Origin of the sequence: Kitasatospora sp. NPDC051702 (assembly GCF_040681575.1) — a bacterium.
GTDB lineage: Bacteria > Actinomycetota > Actinomycetes > Streptomycetales > Streptomycetaceae > Kitasatospora.
On the sequence record NZ_JBFAZB010000039.1, the window covers coordinates 60566 to 84281 of the forward strand.

Below are 23716 nucleotides of genomic sequence, written 5' to 3' on the forward strand. Positions count from 1 at the left end.
GGAGCGCCCGTGGGCGTCCAGCAGAGCAGGAGCCCGTGGCCGGGCACCCTGGCGGCCGGTGCCGCGCTGGTGCTCGGTGCCTGGCTGCTGCACGACGGCGGACCGGGCGCCCTGCCGCCCGCACCCGGCGTCGGACAGGCCCTCTCCGGCTTCGCCCCGGTCTCCGTCGTACCGCCGCTCGGCCCGTCCGCCCCGACCCGGATCCGCATCCCGTCCGTCCGGCTGGACGCCCCCGTCACCGCGCTGGGCGTCGGCCCCGACGGGCACCTCGAAGCCCCGTCCGAGGCCGACCGCAACCTGGCGGGCTGGTACCGCGGCGGCGCCAGCCCCGGGCAGCGCGGCACCGCCATCCTGGCCGGGCACGTCGACACCAAGGCCGGCCCGGCCGTCTTCTACCACCTGGGGGCGCTCCACCGCGGCGACCGGATCGAGATCGCCCGCGCCGACGGCGCCACCGCCGTCTACCAGCTCTACGCCATCGAAGTGCACGACCGAAAGGACTTCCCGGACGACCGGGTGTACCGCCAGGCCGCCGACGCACAGCTGCGGGTGATCACCTGCGGCGGCGCGTACAGCGAGGAGCACGGCTACGAGGGCAACGTCGTCGCCTACGGCTTCCTGGCCGACACCACCCGGCCGGGCAAAGCCGCATGACCACGCTGACCCTCGCCACCCGCTGGAACCCGATCGACTGGCCGCTCACCCACGGCCCCGTCCCGTACGCCGTGCTCTCCGCCGGCTGGGGCGCGCTGGTCCTGCTCGCGTTCTCCCGCCACGAGCGCTGGCGGGCCCCGCGCCTGCTGGGCGCCCTGCTGCTGGCCGCCGCGCTCACCGCCCTGGTGAAGATCGCCGTCGACGGCTGGTGGCACCCCTTCCCGGAGGGCACTCCGGACTTCGTGATGCGCTGGATAGCCGTCGCGCTGTTCGCGGTGTGCCTGCTCCTGCTCCGCGCCCCGCTGCTCGCCACCCGCCGGCGGCTGCTGGCGGCCGGCGGTGCCGTGCTGGTCCTGCTGATGGCCGCCTCCCAGGTCAACCGGGGCTTCGACCAGTACCCCACCGCCCGGGCCATGCTGGCGCCCGAGATCGAGGCGCTCACCACCGGGAGGACGGCCAGCACGGTCGCCGCCTCGCCAGGCCGGCCCGTCGAGGAGCAGTGGCACGCGCCCGCCGGCCTGCCCGCCAAGGGCACCCTCTCCGGGGTGACCATCCCCGGCGCCAAGTCCGGCTTCAAGGCCCGCGGCGGCTACGTCTACCTGCCGCCCGCCTACCAGGCCACCCCCCGCCCGCTGCTGCCCGTCGTGGTGCTGCTGCCCGGCCAGCCCGGTGCCCCGGAGGACTGGGTCAACTCCGGCGCCATCCGGGACACCCTGGACGCCTTCGCCGCCGCGCACCAGGGCCTCGCCCCGATCGTGGTGGTCGCCGACCCCACCGGCAGCCCCATCACCAACACGCTCTGCATGGACTCCCGGATCGCCAAGGCGCACACCTACCTGGCCGAGGACGTCCCGGACTGGATCCACCGGAACCTGCAGACCGCCACCGGCCGCACCGCCTTCGCCATCGGCGGGCTCTCGCTCGGCGGCACCTGCTCGCTCCAGCTCGCCGTCAACGCCCCCGACGTCTACGGCAGCTTCCTGGACATCTCCGGGCAGGACGAGCCGACCCTGGGCAGCCGCGGCGAGACCGTCGACAAGGCCTTCGGCGGCGACGAGGCCGCCTTCGACGCCGTCGACCCGCTGCACCTGATGGCGCGGAAGAAGTTCCCCGACACCGCCGGCCGGTTCGTGGTCGGCGCCAACGACCCGGACTTCCGCCCGATGCAGGAGAAGGCCTTCGCGGCCGCCCAGGCCGCCGGCATGGACGTCGCCTACCAGACCATCCCCGGCTGGCACAGCTGGGTGGTCTTCCGGCAGGCCTTCGAGCAGAACCTGACCTGGCTCTCCCAGCAGACCGGGCTGATCCGGTGATGCGGCTCCTGGCGGCCCCGGCGCCGGCCGAGGAGCGCGAGTGGCCGCGGGACCGCGCGCCCGTCGCCGGCACGCCCGACCCGCGCCCGCAGCGGCTGCGCCGGGCCGCGGCGGCCTTCGGCGGCCGGTTGCGCTCGGCACCGCTGACCCTGGCCCTGCTGGCCGGGCTCTGGGCGGTCGGCGCGGCCACCGGCAGCCTGGCGCACGGGCCGTCCGAGCGGCTGCTCGCCCGGGTCGGGGTGGGGTTGCCCACCCTCGCCGAGGGCCACTGGTGGACCCCGTTCAGCTCGCTGTTCTGGTGCTCCGGCGCCGGCTCCTACGTGTTCACCAGCCTGCTGCTGCTCCTGGTCGGCCCGGCGGCCGAGCACCGGCTCGGCCGGGCCCGGACGCTCGCGGTGCTGGTCGCCGGGCAGCTGGTGGGCACCCTGCTGGGCGCCGGGCTGGTCGCGGTCGGCTCCCGGGCCGGTGAGCAGTGGACCGCCTCGGTGGCCGACCAGACCGCCGTCGGCCCCGGCGTCGGGCTGTTCGCGCTCGCCGCGGTGCTCGGCTACCGGCTCACCGTGCTCTGGCGCCGCCGGCTGCACCTGCTGGTGCTGCTCGTCCCGCTGGTCATGACGCTGTACGTGGGCCACCTGCAGAGCGTCCAGCGGTGCGCCGCCGCGCTCGTCGGACTCGGCGCGGGCGCCCTGCTCAACCGGGGCCGGCAGCACCTGCGCACGCACCGCTCCTCGCACTCCGAGACCCGGGTGCTGATCGCGCTCTGCCTGGTCGCCGCCGCCTTCGGGCCGCTGATCGCCTCGCTGTACGACAACGCCACCGGGCCGTTCAACACCTTCTCCGAGCTGTACCTGTCGCACCGCCTCAGCCCCGAGGAGGTCGCCGACTTCTGCGCGGTGTCGGCGCACGACTGCGCCCGCGCGCACGCCGTCGAGCGGATCTTCGACACCCCCGGCCGACTGATGGCCGCCCTGTTCCCGGCCCTGCTGCTGGTGCTCGCCGAGGGGCTGCGCCGCGGCCTGCGGCTGGCCTGGCGGATCACCGTCGCCACCGAGCTGCTCTGGGCCGGGCTGCTGGGCTGGCTGTACCTGGACTCCGGGCCGGACAGCGGCGACGTGATCCAGTACTTCGTCGAGGCGCTGCTGCTGCCGCTGCTCACCCTCGGACTGCTGCTGGCCACCCGCCAGCGCTTCCGGATGCGGCTGGCCGGCCGGGCGGTGCGCCGGCTCGGGTCGGTGATCGGCGGCGCCGCGCTGGCCGCCTGCGCCGCCTACGCGGGCGTGGGGGTGCTGGTGGCCGACCAGTTCGAGCCGGGGGCGAACCTGCGCCGCCTGCTGCACGGGCTGCCGGCGCTGTTCCTGCCGCCCGCGTACAACGACCTCACGCCGGACTACCCGATAGCGGTCGGCCGGGTGGCGCTCCTGCTGGAGACGTACTCCGGGCTGGCGTTCTGGGTGGTCACGCTGAGCGCGCTGCTGGTGGCCTTCCGCCGGCCGGTCCTGCACACCGACGCGGACGCGTCCGCCCGGGCCCGGGCGCTGCTCACCGCGTACGGCGGCGGGACGCTCTCCTTCATCACCACCTGGGACGGCAACCACTACTGGTTCGACGAGGAGGGCCGGGCGGCGGTCGCCTACCGGGTGCGCGGCACCGTGGCGCTGACCACCGGCGACCCGTTCGGAGAACCGGAGGCCCGGGAGCGGGCGGTGGCGGGCTTCGCCCGGTTCTGCGACGCCCGCGGCTGGACCCCGTGCTTCTACAGCGTCTCCCCGCAGACCCGGTCGGCCGCCGCACAGCTCGGCTGGCGCTCGGTGCAGGTCGCCGAGGACACCGTGGTCGCGCTGCCCGAGCTGGCCTTCACCGGCCGCAAGTGGCAGGACATCCGGACGGCGCTGAACAAGGCCGGCAAGCAGGGCATCACCGCCGAGTGGTGGGCCTACCACGAGGCGCCGAGGGCGCTGCGGGACCAGATCCGCGAGATCTCCGAGGAGTGGGTCTCCGAGAAGGGCCTGCCCGAGATGGGCTTCACGCTGGGCGGGCTGGAGGAGCTGGACGACCCGGACGTGCGGGTGCTGATCGCGGTGGACGAGCAGCGCGTCGTGCACGGGCTGACCAGCTGGATGCCGGTGTACGAGAACGGCGTGCCGGTCGGCTGGACGCTGGACTTCATGCGCCGCCGCTCGGACGGCTTCCGCGGCGTCAACGAGTTCCTGATCGCCTCGGCCGCACTGGGCTTCAAGGAGGAGGGCGCGCGCTTCCTCTCGCTGTCCGGCGCGCCGCTGGCCCGCTCCGGGCAGGGCGAGGGACCCACCGGCCTGCAGCGGATGCTGGACTGGATGGGCCGGGTGCTGGAGCCGGTGTACGGCTTCCGCTCGCTGCTCGCGTTCAAGTCGAAGTTCCAGCCGGAGTACCGGCCGATGTACATGGCGTACCCCGACCCCGCCGCGCTGCCGGGCATCACCCGGGCGATCGGCAAGGCGTACCTGCCGCACCTGACGCCGGCGCAGGGGGTGCGGCTGATGCGGCGGCTGTCGGGCTGAGCCGGCGGCCGGGCCGGGCCCGCGGAGCCGGCCGTCGGCTCCGCGCGGGCCCGGGCTCAGCCGAGCAGCTCGGCGAGGGCGCGGTCGGCGTCCAGGTGCAGGTGCTCCTCGCCCTCGGGGACGAGCAGCCGGCTGTGCCACAGGAAGCGCCGCAGGTCGGCGGTGTCGAAGCGGATCAGCGCGGTGCCCTCCGGCGCCCGCAGCTCGACCATGGTGCGCCGGCCGGACGCGGGGCGGACGTGGACGTCGCCGACGCCCGCCGGCAGCTCCAGGCCGGCCGAGAGCAGCTGCCGGGCGAAGACCCAGACGACGTCCTCCCCGCCGGGTTCGCCCGGGCCGGCGCCGTCGGCCGCCGGGTCGTCCAGGGAGAACTCGGCGGGGAAGGCCATCCGGACCGCGAACGGGTCCGCCGGCAGGTAGGTCAGGACCACCCGCAGCCGCACCGAGCGGTGGGCGGAGAGGATCAGACGGGCTTGGACGGTCTCTTCGGCGGCGGTGTGCACGGCAGGTCCCTTCGGGTCGGTGCGAGGCCGGTCGGCACGGGGAGGGTTGGGGCGGCCTCGCACTGGTGGGAGTCCCGGGACGGGCGGTGATTACCCGGTTCGGGCGCCGCGACGGTGTGATCCGTGTCACGTCGATTTCCGGCCGCCAGGGCCCGGCGCGAGGCCCCGGCTGAACGCTCGAACAGCGCCCAACCGGTACGCTGGACCGGTTGTCCGATCGCCGCCCGACCGCGGGACGGGGCCGTAGAACCGCCTCTGACCTGCGATGATCCCCCTCGGAGACCGTGAGTACTGCCGCCGCCTCCTCGATGCCGCTGTTCTCCGACGCCCCGGAGCCGCAGGCCCCCGCCCGGACCGGCGGCCACGCCGCCACCGCCGCCTCGCACCACCTCTCCCCGGCCTTCCCCGGCCGCGCCCCCTGGGGCACCGCGGGCAAGCTGCGGGCCTGGCAGCAGGGTGCGCTGGACCGCTACATCGAGACGCAGCCGCGCGACTTCCTCGCGGTCGCCACCCCGGGCGCCGGTAAGACCACCTTCGCGCTCACCCTCGCCTCGTACCTCCTGCACAACCACCTGGTGCAGCAGGTGACGGTCGTCGCGCCGACCGAGCACCTCAAGAAGCAGTGGGCCGAGGCCGCCGCACGGATAGGCATCCGGCTCGACCCGGCCTACTCCTCCGGCCCGCTCTCCCGGGACTACCAGGGCATCGTGGTGACGTACGCGGGCGTCGGCGTGAACCCGATGCTGCACCGCAACCGGACCGAGGCGCGCAAGACCCTCGTGATCATGGACGAGATCCACCACGCCGGTGACTCCAAGTCCTGGGGCGAGGCCTGCTTCGAGGCCTTCGAGCCGGCCACCCGCCGGCTGGCGCTGACCGGGACGCCGTTCCGCTCGGACACCAACCCGATCCCCTTCGTCCAGTACGAGGCGGGCGCCGACGGCCTGCGCAAGTCCGTCGCCGACTACACCTACGGCTACGGGCACGCGCTCGCCGACCACGTCGTCCGGCCGGTGATCTTCCTCAGTTACAGCGGCAACATGCGCTGGCGCACCAAGTCGGGCGACGAGCTGGAGGCCCGGCTCGGCGAGCCGATGACCAAGGACCTGATCGCCCAGGCCTGGCGCACCGCGCTGGCCCCGCAGGGCGAGTGGATCCCGAGCGTGCTGCAGGCCGCCGACCGCCGTCTCACCGAGGTCCGCAAGGCGATCCCGGACGCCGGCGGCCTGGTGATCGCCACCGACCAGACCGTGGCCAGGGCGTACGCCAAGCTGCTGCGCGAGATCAGCGGCGAGAAGGTCACCCTGGTCCTGTCCGACGAGGCCGAGGCGTCCAAGCGGATCTCCGACTACTCGGCCGGGACGTCCCGCTGGATGGTCGCGGTCCGCATGGTGTCCGAGGGCGTCGACGTGCCGCGGCTGTGCGTCGGGGTGTACGCCACCTCGATCTCCACCCCGCTGTTCTTCGCCCAGGCCGTCGGCCGCTTCGTGCGCGCCCGCAAGCGCGGCGAGACGGCCTCGGTGTTCCTACCGACGATCCCGATGCTGCTGGGCTTCGCCAACGAGATGGAGCTGCAGCGCGACCACGTCCTGGACCGGCCGAAGAAGGAGGGCGACGGCCTCTTCGACGAGGAGGACCGGCTGCTCGCCGAGGCCGAGCGGGCCAACGACGGGCCGGACGGCGCGGGCGGCGAGGAGTTCTCCTACGAGGCGATCGGCTCCGACGCGGTCTTCGACCGGGTGCTGTACAACGCCATGGAGTTCGGCATGCAGGCCCACCCGGGGAGCGAGGAGGAGGACGACTACCTCGGCATCCCGGGCCTGCTGGAGCCGGACCAGGTGCAGATGCTGCTGCAGAAGCGCCAGCACCGCCAGATCCAGCGCAGCAAGGGCAAGCCGGCCGAGGAGGCCGACCTGCTGGAGCTGCCGGCCGAGCAGCGGCCGGTGGTCACCCACCAGGAGCTGCGGGAGCTGCGCAAGGAGCTGAACGCGCTGGTCGCCGCCTGGCACCACCGCACCAGCCAGCCGCACGGCACCGTCCACAACGAGCTGCGGCGCCAGTGCGGCGGGCCGCTCACCGCCCAGGCCACCGCCAACCAGCTGAAGGCGCGGATCGCCAAGATCCGTGAGTGGGCGAAGTAGCCGGCCGGGCGGCCGTCGCGCAGCCGGTGCCGCGGCGGCCGTCCGGGGGGCGGGCCGCCGCGGCGGGCCCGCGGTCCCCTCTGTCCCGAACTGTCCGGACTTCGGACCGGGGTCGAACACATGCCCTGACGGGGGCTGCGAAATGGTGGGTTCTGTCCTGATTTGGCGGCGCCGTTGATGTCGATCACGCCCGAATTTTGGACAACCACTTCCGCCGCGACATTTCCTTCACTACCTTTCCCCCACGCTCTACCGCCGGGCAACCCCCCACGGGACGGGCGCCGCAGGACCGTACGCACGTCAAGGGCGACGACGTACGGTCCCAGCGCGGCCACCCCCACCTGCGCGCGACACCGAACCCGTACCGGCGTCGCCCGCCCCGCGAGCGTCGCGGAAAGGATGCCCGTCGTGACTGCCGAGACCTCCCAGACCCTGGACCGTGGCGTCCGGGTCCTCAAACTGCTCGCCGACTCCGAGCGCGGCCTCACCGTCACCGAGCTGGCGGCGCGGCTGGCCGTCAACCGCACCGTCGTCTACCGGCTGCTGGCCACCCTGGAGCAGCACGGCCTGGTCCGCCGGGACATCGGCGGCCGCGCCCGGGTCGGCCTCGGGGTGCTGCGGCTGGCCCACCGGGTGCACCCGCTGCTGCGCGAGGCCGCGCTGCCGGCCCTGCGCAGCCTGGCCGAGGACCTCGGTGCCACCGCCCACCTGACCCTGGTGGACGGCAGTGAGGCGCTGGCCGTGGCCGTGGTCGAACCGAGCTGGACGGACTTCCACGTCGCCTACCGCACCGGGCTGCGCCACCCGCTCGGCGAGAGCGCCGCCGGCCGGGCGATCCTGGAGGCGCGCACCTTCCCCAGCCAGCGACGGCCGGAGCAGGGCTTCGTCATCACCCGCGCGGAGGAGCAGTCGGGGGCGTGCGGCGCGGCCGCCGCGCTGCTCGGGCTGAGCGGGATCGAGGGCAGCGTCGGCGTGGTGATGCTCAACGGGCTGGTGCCCGAACGGGTCGGCCCCCGGGTCGTCGAGGCCGCGACCGAGGTGGCCGACGCACTGAGGTAGCGGCCGAGGTGTGTTTGGATTCCCCTTGTGTCCGACACCAAGCTCCCCGAGGCCCTGACCTCCCCGCGCACCCGCGCGCTCGCGCTCTGCGGCCTGCTGGTCACCGCGCTGTTCGGCGTGGCGGCCTTCGTCCCGCTGCCGTACACGCTCACCTGGCCCGGGCTGACCGCGGACACCCTCGGCACCTACCAGGGCAAGCCCGTGATCACCATCACCGGGGCGCCGCTGCGCACCACCGAGGGCGAGCTGCGGATGGTCACCATCTCGGCCACCAACCCGGGCGAGGAGACGACGTTCCGGCGCGCCCTGCAGGCCTGGTTCGACCGGGACGAGGCGGTGCGCCCGACCGACACCGTCTACCCGCAGGGCGACCCGGCCAAGGCCGAGCAGGTGACCGCCCAGCAGATGGCCGAGTCGCAGGACAGCGCCACCACCGCGGCGCTGGACTACCTCCACCTCTCACCGGACCAGGTGAAGGTCAAGATCGACCTGGGTGACGTGGGCGGCCCGAGCGCCGGCCAGATGCTGGCCCTGGGCATCGTCGACAAGCTCGCCGGCGACGGCAAGGGCGGCGACCTCACCGGCGGGCTCAAGATCGCGGGCACCGGGACCATCGACGACCAGGGCGTCGTCGGCGCGGTCGGCGGCGTCCCGCTGAAGACGCAGGCGGCCGCCCGGGACGGCGCGACCGTGTTCCTGCTGCCCAAGGACGAGTGCGCGGACGCCAAGGTGAACACCCCAGCGGGGCTGCGGCTGGTGCCGGTCGGCACGCTCGGCGAGGCGGTCTCGGCGCTGGAGGCGCTGAAGAGCGGGGGGAGCGTCCCCGGCTGCTGACGCGGCGGGGCTCCGGAGGCGCCCCGGGCCGGCCTACTCGGCCGCGGCCTGGTCCACCAGCGGCAGGATGCGGTACGGCACCGGGTTCTCCAGGGCGATCGCGGTGGACGAGCGGACGATCCCGTCGAAGCCCACCACGCGGTCGATCACCCGCTGCAGGTCGGCGTTGGAGCGGGCCACGATCCGCACCATCATGTCCCCGGCCCCGGTGATCGTGTGCAGCTCCAGCACCTCCGGCACGCTCGCCAGGTGGGCGCGCACGTCGGCGCCCTGGCCCTGCGAGATCTCCAGGGTCGCGAAGGCCGTCACCGGGTAGCCGAGGGCGGCCGGGTCCACCTCCGGGCCGAAGCCGCCGATCACCCCCTTGGCCTGCAGCCGGTCGAGCCTGGCCTGCACGGTGCCGCGGGCGACCTGGAGTCGGCGAGAGCACTCCAGCACCCCGATCCGGGGCTCCTCCGCCAGCAGCCGGATCAGCCGGCCGTCCAGCGCGTCGATCGCGTCGTTCCCGCCACCCGGCCCCGCTCCGGGGCCGGCGCCGGCCGAAGCGCCTTGCGGGGCGGGGGAGTTGGGCGAGCCTGAGGAGCTCGGGGAGTGGGCGGGGGGCATCGCGGCTCCGTCCTCCGATGGGCATTCTGTACAGCGGCGCCGCCGATTCTCCCGCCCCGGCGCACAGCTTGACCAGGAGGAAACGGAACAGTTGCGCGCAGGTCGGCTCGGCGCCACCCTCCAGCCACGACCCCGTGCGCCGGGCCCCACCCCGGCGCGCGGGCCCCACGTGGTCCACGTGGTCCCGTACGCCTACCGGGAGGGCCGACATGACCGAGACCGCCGCCGAACCCGTCCTGCTCACCGCCGGCCCGGGGGAGACCGACCCCCTCCCGACGGGCCGCGCCGACGCGGTGGTCTTCGCGGTCGGCGACGCCGAGCGGGCCGCCCACCGCTACGCCGCCGCACTCGGACTGCGATGTACCGCCTACGCCGGGCCGGAGACCGGGGAGCCGGAGACGGTCTCCTACGTGCTGAGCGCACCCGGCACGCGGATCGTGCTCACCTCGCTGGTCCAGGTGATCGGCCCGCGCGGGCGGGAGCTGGCCGGGTACCTGGCCCGGCACGGGGACGGCGTGCTGGACCTCTCGGTGAGCGTGCCCGACGTGTACTACGCCTACGACTACGCGGTGGACCGGGGCGCGCTGTCGCTCGCCGAGCCGTACGAGGCGCGGGACCGCTTCGGCACGGTGGTGCTGGCGACCATCGGGGTGCCCGGCGGGACGAGGCACACGCTGGTCGACCGGTCCCGCTACGGCGGGCCGTACCTGCCCGGCTACCTTCCGTTCGAGGCCTGGTGAGGGCCCGGTGAGCCCGGACGGGGCCCGGCGGGTCCGACGGGGCCCGGTGCGGCGGGTTCAGCGGACCGCCGTCTCCACCACGGGCGGGTGCCCGTTCCAGTAGACGAAGACCGAGTTGGCCTGCTCGCCCTTGGTGAAGTCGATCCGCATCCACTGGTCGCCGTTCCAGACCTGCATCTGCCAGCCCGGATCCGGGGTGGCGGAGACCAGCGAGGCCTTGTCCGGGCGGATGTCCAGGGCGACCTTGCCGCCCGGCACCGGGTAGCTCTTCACCGACGACGTGGGGGTCGTGGCGGGCGTGGGCCGGCGGGTGGCCGACGGGGCCCCGGCGGGGGTGGCCGCCGTGGTGGCGACGGGGGCCGGGCCGTGCGTCGGGCCGGTGCCGGCGGCGGTCGGGGAGGCCGGCGGGGCGGGCGTCCCGGTCGGGGTGCCCGGGTGGCCCGGGTCCGGGGTGACGGTCGCGGTGAACGGCGTGCCGTCGGCCGTCGGCGAGGGCAGCGGCAGCGCCGTCGGCTGCTCGAACGCGGCGCCGGTCAGCACCGCGTGCACGCCGAACCAGGACAGCGCCACCGCCGCCCCGGTGGCCGCCGCCCAGGCGCCGAGCTGTACCAGTCCGTTCCGCATCGTCCGCTCATCCTGCCGTACTCCGGGCCGGTGCGGGCGGGCACCCCTGGTGTCCCCCGGGGGAGTTGCCCGGTGTCCGGGGCCACCCCGAGGTACAGACCACTGACCGCCGATGGCGTACCGTGCAGGGCCATGGCAACAGTGCTCGTGGTCGAGGACGACCCCTTCGTACGTTCCGCCCTCATCCGGCACCTGACCGACACCGGTCATGCGGTCCGCAGTGTGGGCACGGCACTCGAGGCGCTGCGGGAGGTCGCCCAGGTCGGCTGCGACCTGGTGATCCTCGATCTGGGCCTGCCGGATCTGGACGGCAGCGAGGCGCTCAAGATGATCCGGGGCCTGACCAACGTGCCGGTGATCATCTGCACCGCCCGGGACGACGAGGCGGAGATCGTCCGGCTGCTCAACGACGGCGCCGACGACTACCTGGTGAAACCTTTCTCCGGAGAACACCTCAGCGCTCGGATGGCCGCCGTGCTGCGCAGGCTCGGCGGCGGCGCCGCCCCCGCCGCCCAGGTGCTGCGGGTCGGCGGACTCGCCATCGACCTGCAGCGGCGGGAGGCCGCGCTGGACGGGCGGGCGCTCGACCTGACCCGCCGTGAGTTCGACCTGCTGGCCTTCCTCGCCGGGCGGCCCGGCGTGGTCGTGCCGCGCAAGGAGATCCTCGCCGAGGTCTGGCAGCAGACCTACGGCGGCGACCAGACCATCGACGTCCACCTCTCCTGGCTGCGCCGCAAACTCGGCGAGACCGCCTCCAACCCCCGCTACCTGCACACCGTCCGGGGCGTCGGCGTCCGGCTGGAGCCCTCCGGGGGCCCCGCGGAGCACCGGACATGAGGCGGTTCGGACGCTCGCTGCGCTGGGCCCTGATCAAGGCCGCCGTCGCCGGGACCACCATGGTCGCGCTGGCCTTCCTCATCCCGCTCGGCCTGATGGTCCAGCAGACCGCCCGGGACCGGGCGTTCACCGCCGCCGAGCGGCAGGCCGCCGCACTCGGCCCGGCCCTCGCCATCACCACCGACCAGGACGCCATCAACCGCGCCCTGGCCAGCACCGACGCCGGCGGGCAGGGCCGGATGGCCGTCCACCTGCCCGCCCCGACGGCCGCCGCCGCACCGCCCGGGGTGGGCGGCCCCGGCGGCCCCACCATCGGCGAGGCCCGGGCCGCCGCCGGAGACGTGTCCACCGCCGGCGGGCAGGGCCGCTCCTTCACCGTCGAGGTGCCCGGCGGGTACGCGCTGCTCCAGCCGGTCGCGGTGGACACCGGGCGCACCGCCGTGGTCGAGGTGTTCGTCGCCGACGGCGACCTCACCCGGGGCGTCTCCACCGCCTGGCTGGTGCTCTCCGGGGTCGCGCTCGCCCTCGTCGCCATCGCCGTCCTGGTCGCCGACCGGATGGGCACCCGGATCGTCGCCTCCGCCCGCCGGCTGGCCGGCGCCGCCCGCTCGCTCGGCGCGGGCAACCTCGCCGTCCGCGTCCCGGTGGACGGCCGGCAGGCGGCCGGCAGCCCCGAGGAACTGCGCGAGGCCGCCCACGCGTTCAACACGATGGCCGACCGGGTCGTCCAACTCCTCGCCGCCGAAAGGGAACTGGCCGCCGACCTGTCCCACCGGCTGCGCACCCCGCTGACCGTGCTGCGGCTCAACGCCGCCTCCCTCGGCGAGGGCGACGCCGCCGACGCCACCCGGCACGCGGTCTCCCAACTGGAGCGCGAGGTCGACCAGATCATCCGCTCGGCCCGCCGCGCCCCCGAAGACGCGCCCGCCGTGGCCGTCGGCTGCGACGTCGCCGAGGTGATCCGCGAGCGGGTCGGGTTCTGGTCCGCCCTGGCCGAGGACGAGGGACGCCGCTGGCAACTCGCCGGCGCCGACCGGGCGGCACCCGTCCCGATCCAGCGCGCCGACCTCGCCGCCGCCGTCGACGCGCTGCTCGGCAACGTCTTCCGGCACACCGCCGTCGGCACCGCCTTCTCCGTCGACGTGCTCGCCACCGACAGCTCGGTCATCGTGCTGGTCGGCGACGCCGGCCCCGGGTTCAGTGACCCGGCCGCCGCCCTCGAGCGCGGCGCGGGCCACGGCGGCGACGGCTCCACCGGCCTCGGCCTGGACATCGTCCGCAAGCTCACCGAGTCCACCGGCGGCGACCTGGCGCTCGGCCGCTCGGCCGTGCTCGGGGGCGCGGAGATCCGGCTGCGGCTGCTGAGCCGCCCGGACCACACGGCGCAGGCGCGGCCCGCCCGGCGGCGCAACCGGGGGGCGCTGTTCCAGCGGTGACGGTGCGGCAGCCGGGGAGCTGCCGTGGGGATGCTGCGCGCCCGCCGCGGGGGCGGTGTGTGGACCGGCCCGCGCGGGCGGCCCGCGGACGGCTCTTCCTTAAGCCCGCCCTAAGGGAGCACTACCCCTCGCTCAGCCCGCCGGTTCGGGCCCCGGCCCGCCGCTAGCGTCGGTCCCGCCGGTCGCCCGACCGAGCCGGGCCGGCCGCCCGGAAGTCCGTACGCACCCGCGTCCGGACGGCGGCCGACCGCAAGGCACCCGCGGAGGTAACGCGCCATGACGACCCAGCCCGACAGCCGCCGAGGCCGCCGCCGGCGCAGCCGCAAGGGCACGATCATCGGGGCCTCGGCGGTCGCCGCCGCACTGGTCGCCGGCGGCGTGGTGGTCCTCGCCTCCTCGGCCAGCGCCGCCTCGCTCGGCGCCGTCTACAGCCGCACCAGCAGCTGGGACGCCGGCTACACCGGCCAGTACCTGGTCACCAACCCGGACAGCCACCCGATCGAGGACTGGACGCTCAGCTTCGACCTCCCGGCCGGCGCGAAGATCGACTCGCTCTGGAACGCCACCTTCACCGCCGCCGGCCAGCACGTCACCGTCAGGCCGGAGGCGTGGAGCAAGCGGCTGGAGCCCGGCAGGAGCGTGGTGGTCGGCTTCGTCGCCCAGGGCGCCGGCGCCGCACAGACCGAGCCGGCGAACTGCCTCATCAACAACACCTCCTGCAAGGGCGGGGACGGCCCGGCACCCACGCCCTCCGGCCGTCCCACCGCGACCTCGACGCCCACCCCCGCGCCGACCGCGACCGCCACCGCCACCCGCACGGCCACCGCCACCCCCACGGCGACGGCCGGCCCGACCGGAAAGCCCAGCCCGACCGCCACGGCGAAGCCGACCACCCCGGCGCCGACCCCCACCCCGACCGCCACCCCCACGGCGACCGGTGTGCCCGTACCCCCGGCCGCCGGGGCCGGCTTCGCCCCGTACGTCGACACCTCGCTCTACCCGCCGTACGACCTGGTCGCCACCGCCAAGGCGACCGGCGTCAGGAACGTCAACCTGGCCTTCGTGGTCTCCGGCGGCGGCTGCGTGCCCAAGTGGGGCGGGGTCAGCGACCTGTCCGCCGACGCGGTGGCCGCCCAGATCGGCGCGCTGCGGGCGATCGGCGGCGACGTCCGGGTCTCCTTCGGCGGCGCCAACGGCAGCGAGCTGGCCCTCGCCTGCGGCTCCACCGCCGACCTGACCGCCGCCTACCAGAAGACCGTCGACGCCTACGGCCTGACCAAGGTCGACTTCGACGTCGAGGGCGGCGCGATCGCCGACACCGCCGCCAACACCCGCCGGGCCCAGGCCGTCGCCCAGCTGCAGAAGAACGCGGCCGCCAAGGGCAAGGCCCTCGACGTCTCCTTCACCCTGCCCGCGCTGCCCTCCGGCCTGACCCAGGAGGGCGTCAACCTGATCGCCGACGCCAAGAAGAACGGTGTCGCGGTCGGCGCGGTCAACATCATGGCCATGGACTTCGGCGACGGCGTCGCCCCGAACCCGCAGGGCCAGATGGGCAAGTACGCGATCGCCGCGGCCACCGCCACCCAGGCCCAGGTCAAGAGCGTGCTCGGGCTGGACGACGCGGCCGCCTGGCGCAAGGTCGCGGTGACCCCGATGATCGGCGTCAACGACGTCGCCAGCGAGGTCTTCACCGTCGCCGACGCCAAGCAGCTCGCCGAGTTCGCCGGCAGCAAGCACCTCGCCTGGCTGGCCATGTGGTCCGGCACCCGGGACAAGGCCTGCGAGGGCGGCGCCAAGGCCTACGCCGACGCCACCTGCAGCAGCATCGTCCAGCAGCCGCTGGACTTCACCCGGGCCCTGGGCGCCTACACGGGCTGACCGCACCCCCGGCGCCGTCCGGGGCCCCGCCCGGGCCCCGGACCGGCGTGACCGACCTCCCCTCCCGGACCCGGCCGTCCGTGCTCCGCCCGCAACGGAGCGCGGCCGGCCGGGTCGCTTCGTCACGCTGAGTCACCGATCCTGCCCAGGCCGGGCCGCCCCGCATCCGGTATCGTCGGCGGTTGGTCGGACGGTGGACGGAGTGGACAGGTGACAGCGGTACAAGACGAGCGCAGCCCGGTGCGGACCGCACCCGACTCCGCGCCCGCCCCCCTGTCGGACCGTCTGCGGGACGCGCTCGGCACCCCCGTCCGCGCCCTGCGCGAGGCCCCCCGCCGACCGCTGCTGGCCGCCTCGGGCCTGGCCCTGTTGTCCCTGGTCGTGTACGCAGTGGTCCGTCACTTCGTCCACACCTCGATGGTGGACATGATCGTCTACCGGGCCGAGGGCGCCGCCGTCGCCAACGGCACCGACCTGTACGCGCTGCGCGTCACCGAGTGGAACCTCCCCGCGACCTACCCGCCGTTCGCGGCGATGCTGTTCGTGCCGACCACCTGGTTCCCGGTCCCGTTCCTCCGGGTCGCGATCACTCTCGGCAACCTCGGGCTGTTGGCGTTGCTGACCCACCTGTCCTTCAAGCTGGTCGGCTGGCCGCGCCGCGAACTGCGGCCGATCGGCGTGATCCTGGTGACCGGCTGCGGAGTCTGGCTCGAACCCGTCTTCACCACGCTCCGGTACGGCCAGATCAACCTCGCGCTCGCCTGCCTGATCCTCTGGGACCTCACCCGCCCGGACGGCCGCCGCAGCAAGGGCGTGGCGATCGGCATCGCCGCCGGCATCAAGCTCACTCCCGGACTGTTCGCCGTCTACCTGCTGGTCACCGGCCGGATCCGGGCGGCCTTCGTGGCCGGCTTCACCTTCCTCGGCACCTTCCTGATCGGCGCCCTCGTCCTCCCCGACGCCACCTGGGGCTTCTGGACCGAGTACCTCTACGACTCGTCCCGCGTCGGCAAGACGTACATCGTCGACAACCAGTCCCTGCGCGGCGCCCTGGCCCGACTGCTGCACGCCGCCGAGCCCGGCACCCCGGCCACCCTGGCCGGCGGGCTCGTCGCGGTGGCCGGCCTCGCCGTCGCCGCCTGGGCCGCCCGCAGCGCCCGCTGGCTGCCCCGGTCCGAGGCCTGGGGCGTCTGCTGCGCCGCCGTCACCGCCGTGCTGATCTCGCCGATCAGCTGGACCCACCACTGGGTCTGGTGCGTGCCGGTGCTCGTCCTGCTGGCCGCCGAGGCGTCCGTCGAGCACGCCCGTCCGGCCGCCGTCCGCCGACTGCGCTGGCGCGCCGCCTTCTGGGCGACGCTGGTCGCCTTCCTCTCCTTCGCCATGTGGGCGGCCAAACCGTTCGGGGTGGCCGTGCTGCACATGGGGCCGCTGCGCCAGCTGCCCACCTCGGTCTACCCGTGGGTCGGGCTCTGCTTCCTGCTCGCCGCCGCCATCCGGATAAGGGCACGGCGGCGCTCCGCCGGTGCCCCGCTGGTCCGGCTGCCCGGCCAGCGCGGCGGTGGCGGACCGGACGCCGCCCGCGGCCGTCAGCAGGCCCCCGCGGCCCGCTGAGCCGGCGGGGGCGCCGCTCCCGTCGTGGTCCGGGCCGCCGGGGCGGCCGGGGCCGTCGTCGTCCGGGGTGCCGTCGTCCGGATCGCGCGGCTCGGTCGTGGCCGTCCGTGTTGCACCCGTCCGTGCTGCAGCCGTCCTGACTGCGTCCGGCGCGGGTGCGGTCGGTGCGCGCACGCTCAGGCGAGCAGGTCGGCGAGCGAGCCGTCCATGTCCAGCGCGGCCATCTCGCTGCCCGGCGGGACCAGCCGGTGCGCCCGCTCCAGCCAGGCCGCGACGACCGGCAGCGGCGCCTCCAGCAGCGCGTCCCCGGCGGGGGAGCTCAGCGCCAGGCAGAGCACGCTGCGCCGGCCCTTGGCAGTGCCCCCGGCCGAGGGCTGGGGGGTGGTGGGCCAGATCCGCACGTCGCCCTGGCCGCAGGGCCGGAAGGTGCCCTCGACCAGCAGCTCGCGGGCGAACACCCAGGTCACCGGCGAGCCGGTGTCCAGGTGGAAGGTGATGTGCACCGCGTACGGGTCGTGGCTGCCGTAGGACAGCCGGGCCGGCACGGGGACGCTGTGCTCGGGGGAGAGCACCAGGTTGAGTTCCAGCTCGTGCTCGACGACGCCGGTGGGGCGCTCCATGATCGTCTTCCTCTCTGTCGTCGGCTGCCCGGTTCCGGGCCCGCCGATTGGGAGAGGCCGCTCCGCCGCGGTTCTTACACGGGTTACCGGGTTTTCCCCGGAAAGTTCAGCGCGAGGTGGTGAACGGCCGACCGCACGGCGCACGACCACCCTCGCGCGCCGGGACCGTACGGCCGCCCTTACCCCGGACGGCCCACCGCTGTCCGGGTATTCGCCAACTTCCCGTCGCCGCCCCGACGAGGCACTACCCTTTGTGACTGCCCGGCGACTGTCCGCCCATCGGTGGTGCCCGCGCGCGCCGGGAGGCTCCCGGGCGCACCGGGCGGGCGTGCCGTCCCGGCCCCGCGGAAGGCCGGCCGGCCGGGCCGGAGGGCACCAGGAGCCGCCCGGAGCCGCCCGGGCCCAGCACGAACCACCAGTAGCCACTGGGAACCACCAGGAACCACCAGGAACCACCGGAAGAGCGCCAGGAAACCCGCCAGACGACCCGCGAGGAAACCCGCAAGGAACCCACCAGGGCCGAGCCGCCGTCCGCCAGGACCCGCCGGCGCCGGCCAGGACCCGCCAGGAAAGAAGACCCGCCATGACGGACCGCCCCTTCGCCGCCGCCGGCGACCCGGCCGTCGGACCCGAGCCCGGTTACTACCCCGACCCCTCCATCCCCGGTTTCGTCCGCTACTGGGGCGGTGCCGCGTGGGTGCCGGGCACCAGCCGGCCCGCCCCGGCGCCGGGCGAGGTGCTGGAACCGCCCCGGTACGCGGCCCGGCGGGCCGCACCCGCGGGGGCCCGGGTGGTGCCACCTCCGGTGGTCCCGGCGGCGGTCGCGCCGGAGCCGCCCGGCGGAGGGCCCGCCAGGGCCCGGGGCGAGGACACCGGGCCGGTCTACCTGGACCAGACCACGGGCGGGGCGTCGTTCGTCCTCGGGCCGAGGGTGGCGGAGGTGATCGGCGGGCCGGTGTTCCGCACGGTCGGTCCGGCGGGGGGCGGGGCCGGGCCCGGCGAGCAGCCGGTCGCGGCCGGGCCGCCGGCCGGGCCGGTGCCTGGGGGCGTGCCGTCGGTGGGAGGTCCCTCGGGGGGAGGTCTCTCGGTGGGCGTGCCGTCGGCGGGTGTGCCGCCGGTCGGGGCGTTCCCGGCGGAGCTGCGGGCGGCGGGGGCGTCGGCGGAGGCGGAGCCGGCGGTGCCCGGCTGGCAGGTCGACCCGCGGGCGCAGCCCGGGCTGATGGAGACCGGCGGGTCGGCGCGCTGGGTCTCCTGGGGGGTGCTTCCGGGGGCGTCCGAGGGGGAGGAGGGGCGCGCGGAGGGTGAGCGTGCTCCGGTTGCTGCCGTCCCGGCGGGCGGCCGCCGTCCAGCCGTGGAGGTGTCGGCGCCACCGGCCGTCGCCGGGTCCGTCGCTCCGCCCGTACCCGCGGCCCGCGACGCGGAGCGCGCCACCCGGGCCGAGCCTGCGCCCGAGCCCGTGGCCGTCACCGTCGCCGAACCCGTGACCGCCCCGAAGCCCGTCACCGCCGCGAAGTCCGTCGCCGCGCCGAAGTCCGTCGCTGCGCCGAAGTCGGCAGCCGCTGCGCATTCCGCGGCCGCCGCGAAGTCCGTCGCCGTACCGAAGGCCGCGGTCGCGCCGACCCCCGCCGTCTCGCGGTCCGCCGCGCGCCCGGCCAGGACGGCCGCCGCCCGCCGCCGCCAGGCCCCGGCCGGCCCGGCCGGGCTCGGGCGCCGGCTGGCCGCGCGGGCGGTGGACACCGCCGTCCTGCTGGTGGTCGCCGTCGCCGCCGGCATCCCGCTCGGCGGTTCGGTCTCCGAGCACATCCGGCAGAAGCTCGACCAGGCCCGGATGGCCAGTGCCCTCACCCGCCGCCAGGTCCAGGTCTGGCTGGTGGACGACGTGGTGGTGGGCAAGATCGCCGTCCTGCTCGGCATCCTGCTCTTCGTCGGCCTGCTCTACGAGGTGCTGCCGACCGCGCGGACCGGCCAGACCTTCGGCAAGCGACTGACCGGGATCCGGGTGGTGGACGCCGCCGCCACCGGTGGCCGGACCGGTCTCGGCCTCGGCCGCTCGCTGCTGCGGTGGGCCGTCCGGCTGCTCGGACTCGTGCTGCTGCTCGGGCTGGTCTGGCCGGTGTTCGACCGTGTGGCCCGGCGCGGCTGGCAGGACCTCGCGGCCCGTACCCGGGTGGTCCGCGGGTGAGCGCCGCCGGTGGCGGGCCGGGTGGGCCCATTCCGGCCGCTGCCGACAAAACGGACAGAATGTGCCAAAGGGCGAGAATTCGTGATGTTCTACTCGGGGGATGAGCACCCACGACCCCTCAGGCCCCCAGCCGGAGGGGGGCGGTCAGCCCTCCTCCGACAAGCAGCCCCCGCAGCCGGGCGGCGGCACGCCGGAAGGCCGCCCGTCGGACCCCGACCCGTCGTCGGCCCCACCCCCCGCCGGCGGCCCGTCCGGCGGGGGCCCGGCCGACGGCCCCGGCGCGTACGGCGGCACCTACGGCGGCCCGACGTACGGCCAGAACCCGTACGGCCAGAACCCCTACGGGCAGTCGCCCTACGACCAGCCCCCGCCCGGCTACGGCCCCGCCGGCTACGGGACCCCCGGCGCCGGACCCGTCCCCGGCATGCCGCCGCTCGGCACCTGGCCCAAGCGGATCCTCGCCCGGTTCATCGACTACCTGCTGGTCCAGGCCGTCGCCGTGATCATCGTCGCGCCCTTCGCCAGCCTCGGTGACCGCTCGGGCTCGGCGGGCTCCTTCTGGCTGGCCTGCGCCATCTGGCTGGTCTACGACGCCCTGATGGTCGGCCGCGACGGCCAGAGCCTCGGGAAGAAGGCGATGCACATCCGCGTCGCCATGCTGATCGACGGGAACGTCCCCACCCAGTCCGCCGCCTGGACCCGCTCCGCGGTCTTCATCCTCCCCGCCGTGCTCTGCTGCGCCGCCCTCTGGTGGGTCATCGACGGCCTGTTCGGCGTCTTCGACAAGCCCTACCGGCAGTGCATCCACGACAAGGCCGCGAAGACCGTGGTCGTCACCACCCTCTGACCGGCCCGGGCCGGCCCTGACCGGTCCGGGCCGACCCGCGACGCCCGGCGGCGGATCAGCGCTGCCGGGCGTACTCGCGCCCGGCAGCGGCCGGAGGCGCCGCGTGCGCCGCCCCCGCAGACCGGTCGGAGCGTCCGGACACGGCCACCGCCAACACCGTCACCACGGTGCCGAGCGCCAGCGCGAAACCCACCAGCACCGCGACCTCCAGGGCGCCGGTGGCACCCGAGACGGCCAGCAGCGCCACCGTGGCGGCGACGACGGTGAACGAACCAAGGCAGTACTGGGCGGCGGACGGACGCGGCATGACGGGGGCTCCTTCGCACGTCGGGGGGAACGGGCGGAACACTGCCGGCTCCAGGAGTCCTACCCGGCAAGGGAGTTCGGTAAGTCCAGGCTAACCCGCCGACCCGGGGGGCACAGGGGGGCGCACAGGCTCACCCGAGGGTCGTGCGCCCCCTCGGTACGGTGAAGCCGACCACGCCCGCACCACCGACCCGGGGGAACCGCCCGTGCCCATCCCCGCCGACTGGCCCACCACCGAGGCCGAGGCGCTCGCCGAACAGGAACGACTGCGGCCCCTCGTCCAGGCCCACGACGACCCCGCCCGGGACGAGCCCTCCCGGGGCGATCTCTCCCGGGACGGCACCTCCCAGGACGACCCGACCGACCCCGCCGCCGGCCACCTCGTCGCCGGCGTCGACGTCGCCTACGACGACGACCACGACCTCGTCGTCGCCGCGGCCGTCCTCCTCGACCGCGACACGCTCACCGTCGTCGAACAGGCCACCGCCGTCGGCCGGATCGCCTTCCCCTACGTCCCCGGACTGCTCGCCTTCCGCGAACTCCCCGCCGTCCTCGACGCCCTCGCCGCCCTCACCCGCACGCCCGACACCGTCGTCTGCGACGGCTACGGCCTCGCCCACCCCCGCCGCCTCGGCCTCGCCAGCCACCTCGGCGTCCTCACCGGCCTGCGCACCCTCGGCGTCGCCAAGACCCCCTTCACCTTCGACCACCGCCAACCCGACGCCCCCCGCGGCTCCACCACCCCCCTCACCGACCCGGTCACCGGTGAGGAGGTCGGCCGCGCCCTGCGCACCCGGCCCGGCGTCAAACCCGTCTACGTCTCCGTCGGCCACCGCATCGGCCTCGACACCGCCGTCCGCACCACCCTCGACCTCGCCCGCCAGTACCGGCTCCCCGAGACCACCCGGCACGCCGACTCCCTCTGCCGCCGAGCCCTCGCCGAGGCCCTCCGCACCCGGACGCCGACGAACTGACCATGTCCCAGGCCGAATTAGGGCCCCGGTGTGTTAGACATGACACACCGGGACCCGGGCCCGGCAGCGACCGACGGACGCACGGGGAGCGCCGCAGTGGCCACAGGAACCGGCACCACCGGCGGAGCCGGCCGGGGATACCGCGTCGAGATCGCACAACTCCGCGCCTTCGCCGCCCAGGTCCGCCTCCTCCTCGCCGAGTTCCAGCACCACGCCGACGGCACCGACACCCACGGCCGCAGCGGCCTCGGCAAGGGCGCCTTCGGCACCTTCGCCGAGGCCACCGAACTCCACGGCCGCTACGACACCATGCGCGACGGCCTGCGCGACATCCTCAACCAACTCCGACAAGCCGTCGACGACGCCCAGAAGAACGCCGAACTCACCGCCACCGGCTACGAGGAACGCGACCGGAGCACCGCCCGGAAGCTCAGGCTCGGCGACGACGGCTGGTCCGTCGCCAACCCCTCCGCCACCAGCCGGGCCGCCTACGAACAGACCATCGCCCCGCCCACCCGAGACGGCGGCAAGTCCGCCCGCTAGCGCCCACCGGACGGAGACGAACCGGCCATGGCCTACACCGACTTCACCAAGTACAGCCACGCCCAGCTCCGCACCATGGCCGAAGCCCTCGACCCCGGCGCCGTCATGGCCGCCGGAGACCCCTGGCGCCGCGCCGCCGACACCCTCAAGGCCATCCGCGCCACCCTCACCCGTGCCAGCACCGAAGCCGCCGTCACCTGGGAGGGCGCCACCAGCGACGCCTTCCACACCCGCATGCTCCACCTCGCCGACGGCATCAACAACGCGGCCTCCTACGCCAACGACGCCGCCAACACCCTGCACGCCATGTCCGAGGCCATCGCCAAGGCCAAACGCGACATGCCCGAGGAACCCAGCACCTGGGAACAGGCCAAGGACACCCTCGGCGACGGCATCTCCTCCGTCTTCGGCGGCGACGACGAACACCTCCCCCTCGCCGACCGCCGCAAGACCGAAGCCGCCACCGTCATGCAGACCCTCGCCATGCACTACCGCATCGCCACCCCGGCCCTGAAGCCGCCGCAGAGCCTCCCTCCGGCACTGGGGGGTCTCGGCGAATCACGCGACGTCGTCCCGCAGGACGATCCGAGCGGCGTAGCGGCGATGGCGAGCGCGATGGTGTCGGGCACCTCCCTCGGAATGGCGGGAACCTCGGCCCGTGTGCCGAGCGGTCCCGTACCGCAGGGGCCCGCGTCACCGGAACCACAGCGGGTGGCACGCCCCGCACCGGTCGGTGCGCCGGTCGTCACCGACCCGGGGATCAAGGGAGGTAAGGCGAGGCCGCAGGGGCCGACCGGATCCGGCATGGGTGTGCCGGCTCCAGCCGTCACCGGGATCCGGACGGATGCCGGGGCGGTGCCGCCCGGTATTCCCAGGAACGGGTACGGAGGAACTCCGCTGGGCGGCACGGGCCTTGCGGGCACCAGTACCGCTGGTCCGTCCGCAAGCGGCCCCTCCGGTCCCGGCGTCGGCCCGGGCGGGCGAGGCCCCGTCGCCGAGGGGCTCCCGGAGGGTGTGGGGCCGGTGGGCGGATTCGGGGCACGTGGTGGTTGGGCGGCCGGGGGTGGTGCCGTTCCCGGCGCGGCGGCCGGAGGGCGTGCCGTTCCGGGTGAACGGTCCCCGCAGGGGGCCTCGGCCCGGTCCGGCGGGGTCGTCGGCGGGACGACGCGGCCGGTCGAGGGCGGGCGCGGCACGGGAGCGTTCACGGAAGGAGGTTCCGGCCTGGGGGCCCGGAGCGGGCCGAGAGGTGAGACCGGTGTCGGCGGCCCGGGTGCCGTGGCCCCCGGAGCGCCGGTCGCCGGCACGCATCGGAGAACCAAGGACGGGGAGAAGCGTGGCCGTCGGCCGGTCTACCTCGTCGAGGACGAGGAGACGTGGGCGTCGGCAAGGCCCGCCAACCCGAACGTGGTGGAATGAGTCCGGCCCGAACGGGCGGGTGATCTGACAGCGTCCCGCAGATCGGTGATCCGCG

At 75.2% G+C, this 23716-nt stretch carries 21 protein-coding genes; 16 read left to right on the forward strand and 5 right to left on the reverse strand.

Annotation, left to right across the window (positions count from 1 at the left end; genetic code table 11):
• Nucleotides 1–9: 9 nt before the first annotated feature.
• From AB0N04_RS27710 to AB0N04_RS27720, 3 genes are read left to right on the forward strand one after another with little or no spacing between them, the layout of a single operon-like run.
• The gene (locus AB0N04_RS27710; RefSeq protein WP_360218229.1) at nucleotides 10–654 is read left to right on the forward strand and encodes a class F sortase; all 645 of its coding nucleotides are present in this window, start codon (nucleotides 10–12) and stop codon (nucleotides 652–654) included.
• The gene (locus AB0N04_RS27715) at nucleotides 651–1967 is read left to right on the forward strand and encodes an alpha/beta hydrolase-fold protein (RefSeq protein ID WP_360218226.1); all 1317 of its coding nucleotides are present in this window, start codon (nucleotides 651–653) and stop codon (nucleotides 1965–1967) included. Before AB0N04_RS27710 ends, AB0N04_RS27715 begins: the two co-directional genes overlap by 4 nt.
• Nucleotides 1967–4504: a DUF2156 domain-containing protein gene (locus AB0N04_RS27720; protein WP_360218223.1), complete on the forward strand. Its 2538-nt coding sequence runs from the start codon at nucleotides 1967–1969 to the stop codon at nucleotides 4502–4504. Before AB0N04_RS27715 ends, AB0N04_RS27720 begins: the two co-directional genes overlap by 1 nt.
• Before the next feature lie 56 nt (nucleotides 4505–4560).
• Here the strand turns inward: AB0N04_RS27720 and AB0N04_RS27725 are convergent, their stop codons facing one another.
• Nucleotides 4561–5007 (reverse strand): SsgA family sporulation/cell division regulator, encoded by a 447-nt coding sequence (locus AB0N04_RS27725; protein WP_360218220.1) that lies wholly within the window; start codon nucleotides 5005–5007, stop codon nucleotides 4561–4563.
• A gap of 308 nt (nucleotides 5008–5315) precedes the next feature.
• Between AB0N04_RS27725 and AB0N04_RS27730 the strand changes: the two genes are divergently transcribed.
• The 3 genes from AB0N04_RS27730 to AB0N04_RS27740 all read left to right on the forward strand — a co-directional run bounded on the left by AB0N04_RS27730 (nucleotide 5316) and on the right by AB0N04_RS27740 (nucleotide 9041).
• Nucleotides 5316–7148: a DEAD/DEAH box helicase gene (locus AB0N04_RS27730; RefSeq protein ID WP_360218256.1), complete on the forward strand. Its 1833-nt coding sequence runs from the start codon at nucleotides 5316–5318 to the stop codon at nucleotides 7146–7148.
• 408 nt (nucleotides 7149–7556) lie between these two features.
• Nucleotides 7557–8207 (forward strand): helix-turn-helix domain-containing protein, encoded by a 651-nt coding sequence (locus AB0N04_RS27735; protein ID WP_360218217.1) that lies wholly within the window; start codon nucleotides 7557–7559, stop codon nucleotides 8205–8207.
• A gap of 27 nt (nucleotides 8208–8234) precedes the next feature.
• On the forward strand, nucleotides 8235–9041 hold the full coding sequence (locus AB0N04_RS27740) for a S16 family serine protease (protein ID WP_360218214.1): 807 nt from the start codon (nucleotides 8235–8237) through the stop codon (nucleotides 9039–9041).
• A 33-nt stretch (nucleotides 9042–9074) separates the two neighbouring features.
• On the opposite strand, the gene AB0N04_RS27745 is transcribed toward AB0N04_RS27740, so the two are convergent.
• Entirely contained in the window at nucleotides 9075–9647 is a 573-nt protein-coding gene (locus AB0N04_RS27745) for an Lrp/AsnC family transcriptional regulator (RefSeq protein WP_360218211.1), read from the reverse strand.
• A gap of 209 nt (nucleotides 9648–9856) precedes the next feature.
• Between AB0N04_RS27745 and AB0N04_RS27750 the strand changes: the two genes are divergently transcribed.
• Nucleotides 9857–10387 carry a VOC family protein gene (locus AB0N04_RS27750; protein ID WP_360218208.1) on the forward strand — a complete coding sequence of 177 codons (531 nt, stop codon included), beginning with the start codon at nucleotides 9857–9859 and terminating at the stop codon, nucleotides 10385–10387.
• A 57-nt stretch (nucleotides 10388–10444) separates the two neighbouring features.
• Here the strand turns inward: AB0N04_RS27750 and AB0N04_RS27755 are convergent, their stop codons facing one another.
• Nucleotides 10445–11011: a hypothetical protein gene (locus AB0N04_RS27755; RefSeq protein ID WP_360218205.1), complete on the reverse strand. Its 567-nt coding sequence runs from the start codon at nucleotides 11009–11011 to the stop codon at nucleotides 10445–10447.
• A gap of 132 nt (nucleotides 11012–11143) precedes the next feature.
• On the opposite strand from AB0N04_RS27755, the gene AB0N04_RS27760 reads away from it, so the two are divergent.
• The 4 genes from AB0N04_RS27760 to AB0N04_RS27775 all read left to right on the forward strand — a co-directional run bounded on the left by AB0N04_RS27760 (nucleotide 11144) and on the right by AB0N04_RS27775 (nucleotide 16773).
• On the forward strand, nucleotides 11144–11848 hold the full coding sequence (locus AB0N04_RS27760; protein WP_360218202.1) for a response regulator transcription factor: 705 nt from the start codon (nucleotides 11144–11146) through the stop codon (nucleotides 11846–11848).
• Between the two features lie 17 nt (nucleotides 11849–11865).
• Nucleotides 11866–13284, forward strand: a complete 1419-nt coding sequence (locus tag AB0N04_RS27765; protein WP_360218253.1) for a HAMP domain-containing sensor histidine kinase — start codon at nucleotides 11866–11868, stop codon at nucleotides 13282–13284.
• 276 nt (nucleotides 13285–13560) lie between these two features.
• Nucleotides 13561–15162 carry a cellulose binding domain-containing protein gene (locus tag AB0N04_RS27770; RefSeq protein WP_360218199.1) on the forward strand — a complete coding sequence of 534 codons (1602 nt, stop codon included), beginning with the start codon at nucleotides 13561–13563 and terminating at the stop codon, nucleotides 15160–15162.
• 210 nt (nucleotides 15163–15372) lie between these two features.
• Entirely contained in the window at nucleotides 15373–16773 is a 1401-nt protein-coding gene (locus AB0N04_RS27775) for a glycosyltransferase 87 family protein (RefSeq protein WP_360218196.1), read from the forward strand.
• 176 nt (nucleotides 16774–16949) lie between these two features.
• Here the strand turns inward: AB0N04_RS27775 and AB0N04_RS27780 are convergent, their stop codons facing one another.
• On the reverse strand, nucleotides 16950–17393 hold the full coding sequence (locus AB0N04_RS27780; RefSeq protein WP_360218193.1) for an SsgA family sporulation/cell division regulator: 444 nt from the start codon (nucleotides 17391–17393) through the stop codon (nucleotides 16950–16952).
• Nucleotides 17394–17976: 583 nt separating this feature from the next.
• Here AB0N04_RS27780 and AB0N04_RS27785 point away from each other — a divergent pair.
• Both AB0N04_RS27785 and AB0N04_RS27790 read left to right on the forward strand, forming a co-directional pair.
• Nucleotides 17977–19575, forward strand: a complete 1599-nt coding sequence (locus AB0N04_RS27785) for an RDD family protein (protein ID WP_360218190.1) — start codon at nucleotides 17977–17979, stop codon at nucleotides 19573–19575.
• A gap of 100 nt (nucleotides 19576–19675) precedes the next feature.
• Nucleotides 19676–20422 carry an RDD family protein gene (locus AB0N04_RS27790; RefSeq protein ID WP_360218187.1) on the forward strand — a complete coding sequence of 249 codons (747 nt, stop codon included), beginning with the start codon at nucleotides 19676–19678 and terminating at the stop codon, nucleotides 20420–20422.
• A gap of 55 nt (nucleotides 20423–20477) precedes the next feature.
• Here AB0N04_RS27790 and AB0N04_RS27795 read toward each other — a convergent pair whose 3' ends face one another.
• The gene (locus tag AB0N04_RS27795; RefSeq protein WP_360218184.1) at nucleotides 20478–20729 is read right to left on the reverse strand and encodes a hypothetical protein; all 252 of its coding nucleotides are present in this window, start codon (nucleotides 20727–20729) and stop codon (nucleotides 20478–20480) included.
• Between the two features lie 205 nt (nucleotides 20730–20934).
• On the opposite strand from AB0N04_RS27795, the gene AB0N04_RS27800 reads away from it, so the two are divergent.
• The 3 genes from AB0N04_RS27800 to AB0N04_RS27810 all read left to right on the forward strand — a co-directional run bounded on the left by AB0N04_RS27800 (nucleotide 20935) and on the right by AB0N04_RS27810 (nucleotide 23661).
• Nucleotides 20935–21702, forward strand: coding sequence for an endonuclease V (locus AB0N04_RS27800; RefSeq protein ID WP_360218182.1), 768 nt, complete (start codon nucleotides 20935–20937; stop codon nucleotides 21700–21702).
• Nucleotides 21703–21798: 96 nt separating this feature from the next.
• Nucleotides 21799–22245: a DUF2563 family protein gene (locus tag AB0N04_RS27805; protein ID WP_360218179.1), complete on the forward strand. Its 447-nt coding sequence runs from the start codon at nucleotides 21799–21801 to the stop codon at nucleotides 22243–22245.
• Between the two features lie 27 nt (nucleotides 22246–22272).
• On the forward strand, nucleotides 22273–23661 hold the full coding sequence (locus tag AB0N04_RS27810) for a hypothetical protein (protein ID WP_360218176.1): 1389 nt from the start codon (nucleotides 22273–22275) through the stop codon (nucleotides 23659–23661).
• Nucleotides 23662–23716 lie beyond the last annotated feature (55 nt).

Coding starts and splice junctions, on each gene's coding strand:
- AB0N04_RS27760 (WP_360218202.1), top strand. CDS start 11,144: ATGGCAACAGTGCTCGTGGTCGAGGACGACCCCTTCGTACGTTCCGCC.
- AB0N04_RS27745 (WP_360218211.1), bottom strand. CDS start 9,647: ATGCCCCCCGCCCACTCCCCGAGCTCCTCAGGCTCGCCCAACTCCCCC.
- AB0N04_RS27770 (WP_360218199.1), top strand. CDS start 13,561: ATGACGACCCAGCCCGACAGCCGCCGAGGCCGCCGCCGGCGCAGCCGC.
- AB0N04_RS27780 (WP_360218193.1), bottom strand. CDS start 17,393: ATGGAGCGCCCCACCGGCGTCGTCGAGCACGAGCTGGAACTCAACCTG.
- AB0N04_RS27715 (WP_360218226.1), top strand. CDS start 651: ATGACCACGCTGACCCTCGCCACCCGCTGGAACCCGATCGACTGGCCG.
- AB0N04_RS27730 (WP_360218256.1), top strand. CDS start 5,316: ATGCCGCTGTTCTCCGACGCCCCGGAGCCGCAGGCCCCCGCCCGGACC.
- AB0N04_RS27785 (WP_360218190.1), top strand. CDS start 17,977: ATGACGGACCGCCCCTTCGCCGCCGCCGGCGACCCGGCCGTCGGACCC.
- AB0N04_RS27720 (WP_360218223.1), top strand. CDS start 1,967: ATGCGGCTCCTGGCGGCCCCGGCGCCGGCCGAGGAGCGCGAGTGGCCG.
- AB0N04_RS27810 (WP_360218176.1), top strand. CDS start 22,273: ATGGCCTACACCGACTTCACCAAGTACAGCCACGCCCAGCTCCGCACC.
- AB0N04_RS27795 (WP_360218184.1), bottom strand. CDS start 20,729: ATGCCGCGTCCGTCCGCCGCCCAGTACTGCCTTGGTTCGTTCACCGTC.
- AB0N04_RS27790 (WP_360218187.1), top strand. CDS start 19,676: ATGAGCACCCACGACCCCTCAGGCCCCCAGCCGGAGGGGGGCGGTCAG.
- AB0N04_RS27750 (WP_360218208.1), top strand. CDS start 9,857: ATGACCGAGACCGCCGCCGAACCCGTCCTGCTCACCGCCGGCCCGGGG.
- AB0N04_RS27755 (WP_360218205.1), bottom strand. CDS start 11,011: ATGCGGAACGGACTGGTACAGCTCGGCGCCTGGGCGGCGGCCACCGGG.